Source organism: Collimonas fungivorans, from assembly GCF_028292705.1.
GTDB classification, from domain to species: Bacteria; Pseudomonadota; Gammaproteobacteria; order Burkholderiales; family Burkholderiaceae_D; genus Collimonas; species Collimonas fungivorans_B.
In genome coordinates, this window is the sequence record NZ_JAQGLV010000074.1 from 1 (window position 1) to 3,856 (window position 3,856).

The 3,856-nt window shown below is 60.4% G+C and carries 3 protein-coding genes; 1 reads left to right on the forward strand and 2 read right to left on the reverse strand.

Features of this window, described 5'->3' with window-relative positions:
* A partial coding sequence (locus tag JWQ61_RS03610; protein ID WP_304359310.1) for an aldo/keto reductase family oxidoreductase occupies positions 1-828 on the reverse strand: 828 nt, incomplete at its 3' end.
* A gap of 113 nt (positions 829-941) precedes the next feature.
* Here JWQ61_RS03610 and JWQ61_RS03615 point away from each other — a divergent pair.
* Complete coding sequence (locus tag JWQ61_RS03615; RefSeq protein ID WP_304359311.1) at positions 942-1,850, forward strand: LysR family transcriptional regulator; 909 nt, start codon at positions 942-944, stop codon at positions 1,848-1,850.
* 326 nt (positions 1,851-2,176) lie between these two features.
* Here the strand turns inward: JWQ61_RS03615 and JWQ61_RS03620 are convergent, their stop codons facing one another.
* Positions 2,177-3,352, reverse strand: coding sequence for a hypothetical protein (locus tag JWQ61_RS03620; RefSeq protein WP_304359312.1), 1,176 nt, complete (start codon positions 3,350-3,352; stop codon positions 2,177-2,179).
* Positions 3,353-3,856: the final 504 nt, after the last annotated feature.

Genomic DNA, 3,856 nt, shown 5'->3' on the forward strand with positions numbered 1-3,856 from the left:
CGGCAGCGTCAGCTCGGCCGTGGCCAGGTTCTCGTGCAAGTGGGCGACGGACGAGGTGCCCGGGATCAGCAGGATGTTGGGCGAGCGGCGCAGCAGCCAGGCGAGCGCCACCTGCATGGGCGTGGCGTCGAGGCGCACGGCGACGTCGGACAAGGTAGAGGATTGCAGCGGGCTGAACCCGCCTAGCGGAAAGTAGGGCACATAAGCGATGCCGTCCCGTGCAAGCGCGTCGATCAGGGCGTCGTCGTCCCGATGCGCGACGTTGTAGTGGTTTTGCACGCAGACGATCTCGCAGATCTTGCGTCCTTCCGCGATCTGCGCCGGGGTAACGTTGCTCAGCCCGATATGGCGCACCAGGCCCTGCCGCTGAAGTTCGGCCACAACCGTGAGCGGCTCTTCGATCGATCCTTCGACGGGCCCGTGGATACCAAGCATGCTGCGCAGATTAACCACGTCGAGCACATCCAGACCCAAATTGCGCAGATTGTCGTGCACCGCCTGGGTCAGTTCTTCGCGCGACATGGCTGGAATCCATGATCCGTCGTCGCCGCGCCGGGCGCTGATCTTGGTGACGATGGCAAGATCGTCCCGATAAGGATGCAGCGCCTCGCGGATCAGCTGGTTAGTGATGTGCGGTCCGTAGAAATCGCTGGTGTCGATGTGATTGACGCCGCGCGCGACGGCTTCGCGCAGCACGGCCAGCGCTGCGCCCCGATCCTTGGGCGGGCCGAACACGCCTGGCCCTGCGAGCTGCATGGCGCCGTAGCCGAGTCGCTTTACGGTACGGTGGCCAAGTGTGAATGTGCCGGATTGTTCGATGCTGGACATGATTCCGCTCCTTTAGATGAAAGATGACACATGGTAGGCGTCTTCCACCTTCGTGATAATTGGGTACAATCGATACGGGTTGTGCGGATTCGCGAACAGTGGAGGGTGGGGCAATGAAGGTCAACCTGGAAGATCTGAACGCCTTCGTGGCGGTGGCGCGCGCCAAGGGCTTTCGCGAAGGCGCGCGTGTCAGCGGCAGCAGCGCGTCCGCGCTCAGCGAAGCAGTACGTCGCCTGGAGACACAGCTCGGCGTGAGGCTGTTCAACCGCACCACGCGCAGCGTAGTGCCGACCGAAGCAGGCGAGGGCTTGCTGGCGCGGCTCAGCCCGGCCTTGAGCGAGATGGAGGCCGCACTGGACGTGGTCAACGGTTTTCGCGACCGGCCTGCCGGCACATTGCGCCTCAACGTGCCGGTCAGTGCGGCGCGGCTGGTGCTGGGCAGCATCGTGCCGCCTTTTCTCACCGCCTATCCCGATATTTTGCTGGAGATCATCACCGAAGACAGTTTTGTCGACATGATCGCGGCCGGGTGCGACGCCGGCATCCGCTACGACGAGAGGCTGGAACAGGACATGATCGCGGTGCCGATCGGGCCGCGCGTCCAGCGCTTTGCCACCGCTGCGTCTGCCGCCTATCTTGACCGGCGCGGCCGGCCGCAACACCCGCGCGAGCTGCTCGGCCATGCCTGCCTGCGCGGCCGCTTTTCCAGCGGATCAATGCCGCCGTGGGAGTTTGAGCTGAACGGCGAGATGGTGCGCGTAGATCCGACCGGGCCGCTGATCGTACAAGCGGGCGGAGGCGCCGATCTCGCCGTCCAGGCGGCGATCGCCGGCAGCGGCATCATTTATCTCTTCGAGGACTGGCTGCGCCCGCATCTCGACAGCGGCGCGCTTGAACCCGTGCTTGCGCCGTGGTGGATGCGCTTTTCCGGACCGTTCCTTTATTATCCCGGTCGCCGCCTGGTGCCGGCTCCTTTGCGTGCATTCATCGATTTTATCAAGGCGCCTGCCGGCCAGCATTGACGTCGGCGCTATGAAAATGGCGAATAATTCATTTGCCGAGAAAGTCCACCAGGTCAAAGAAAAGCGCTGCGTTGGCGTTTTCCTTGCATGGTATCGAGACGCCCGGAAGCTTTTTTTGTGCTTGCCGCCGGTTGCGATACCGGAGTCCCGCGCATCTCCGACATTCACTCCTTCAAATATCTCGCCGTTATCTGGCACCATCTTTTCTACGCTATAGGCAAAGCCGGCACTGGCGAAAAAAACTGCATCAAGACGAATCTCTCCTCGCATGGCCCGGATTTTTTCTGAATCGAAGTTTTTCAGTGGTTCAAATGATCAGGCTCATTTCATTTCAAGATGCGACATTGGCCGAAGTCGCAGCGCATCGCAAGCGAGTCGCCGTTGTCGCAAGAGACGGAATACGATTCGAATCCCGGCCCTTTGGCGTTAAGGGTGGCATGCGGCGCCGCCGAGCATGATTGCGCCCTGGCGAGGTGTTCGCTTTGATATGAATATTGGCCGATCTGTTCTGTCTGCAATCCGGCCGGTGCAGCTATTGGGGCTACCGCCAGGGGCGCCGCGCTTGCCGCTGGCACAGGCGCCGCCGGGGTGTCATTCACCGGAGCCGATGTGGCGGCAGGCGCCGCATTCGCGTACGTAGCCGATGGCGCCGCAACCGGCTGGTCGGCATAACTGCCGCCGCCGCCGTTGATGTCGTAGGTGAAAAAATATCTGTCGGTGGCCGATCTCATGGCGAACGTGCCGGCGTTAACCTGGTACAGGCGGTAGCAGTCCTGCATGATGCGCCAGCCGCTGCCGCCGTATATCGTGATGCAAATCTGGTTCTCGGCTTCCTTGAACTCGTAAGCGCCCATCGTGCCGCCGCCCTTGTCAAGATTCTTGACTTCCAGGCGGCCGCCCTGGCCGACGTCATACAGCATTTTTGCGCCGCTTGGACTATGTCCCGTCACGGTGCCAAGGTTGCTGAAATGCTGCTGCATTTCTTTACCGGTCAGCTGGCGCTCGCCGTTACGGGCAAGGGTGCCCTGAGCAGTTGGGGCAACCGGAGCGGCCGGGGCGCCCGGAGGACTGAAGGGTGCAATCGGCGTGGCGCCGTTCTCGCCCATCAAGACCGTGATCATGGGTGGATAGTCATAAGCCGCACCGGAACTGTGATCGATAATTGCGCCGACGACCCCGCCCAGCAAAAAATTGCCATACGCCATTCCTTTGACGCTGGATTTGATTTGTACCAGGCCAGGTTTGATATTTGCTTTGTCGCATTGCACTGTCAGGTCGTCGCTCGACCGGTGGATGGTCACCGTGCCCGGTGCGGTCACATAAAAGGTGCCTTTGGCGTTTTGCAGTTTGCAGGAAGCGCCCTTGACCAGTTGCCCCTGGCTGCGGGCTTCGACCGTTACCACCTGGCCGGTGCCGTCGACAATGGAGGCACAGCCGGTAAGAAGTGAGGACGCAACGATTGCGGCAGCTGCGGCTGCCCGGACCAAGAAATGCTTATTCATCTACTCCCCTGTTTTTTTGTTTCTTATATTTATGCACTACCTTGCTTCCGACAGGCGAGCATCAGTTTCCCCTGCATTAGCCGATGGTATCGTAGCAGATAAGATTTCCGTGTTGAAATATTGGGCGATGAATATTTTTGGTTGTGTATAAATTCATACAGGGGCGCCGGCCGAGTGCCGGCTGCCCTGGCAGCAATCCGTGCGGCAGCACACAGAGAAACCCCGCGCTTTCGCTTAATCTGCAGACAGACGAATTTCAGAACCATCTTTTCACAAGGTGATTCGAATGGCGCTCTACCGCACCACCGCGCTTTTTTTCTCTTGCTACCTAAAAGGTTCGATATGAAACATGCATTGTTATTGACAACACTGGTCGTCACGTTTGGCCTCGCCGCTTGCGACAAACCTGCAAGCAGCAGCCCTACGCCATCCGTGGTGGTGGTTCCTGGCCCGGCGGGAGCGCCTGGCCCGACCGGAGCGACCGGTTCCGAAGGTGTGGCTGGC

Excerpts from the sequence above, each read along its gene's own strand:
- JWQ61_RS03620 (WP_304359312.1), bottom strand. The coding sequence starts at position 3,352 with ATGAATAAGCATTTCTTGGTCCGGGCAGCCGCAGCTGCCGCAATCGTT.
- JWQ61_RS03615 (WP_304359311.1), top strand. The coding sequence starts at position 942 with ATGAAGGTCAACCTGGAAGATCTGAACGCCTTCGTGGCGGTGGCGCGC.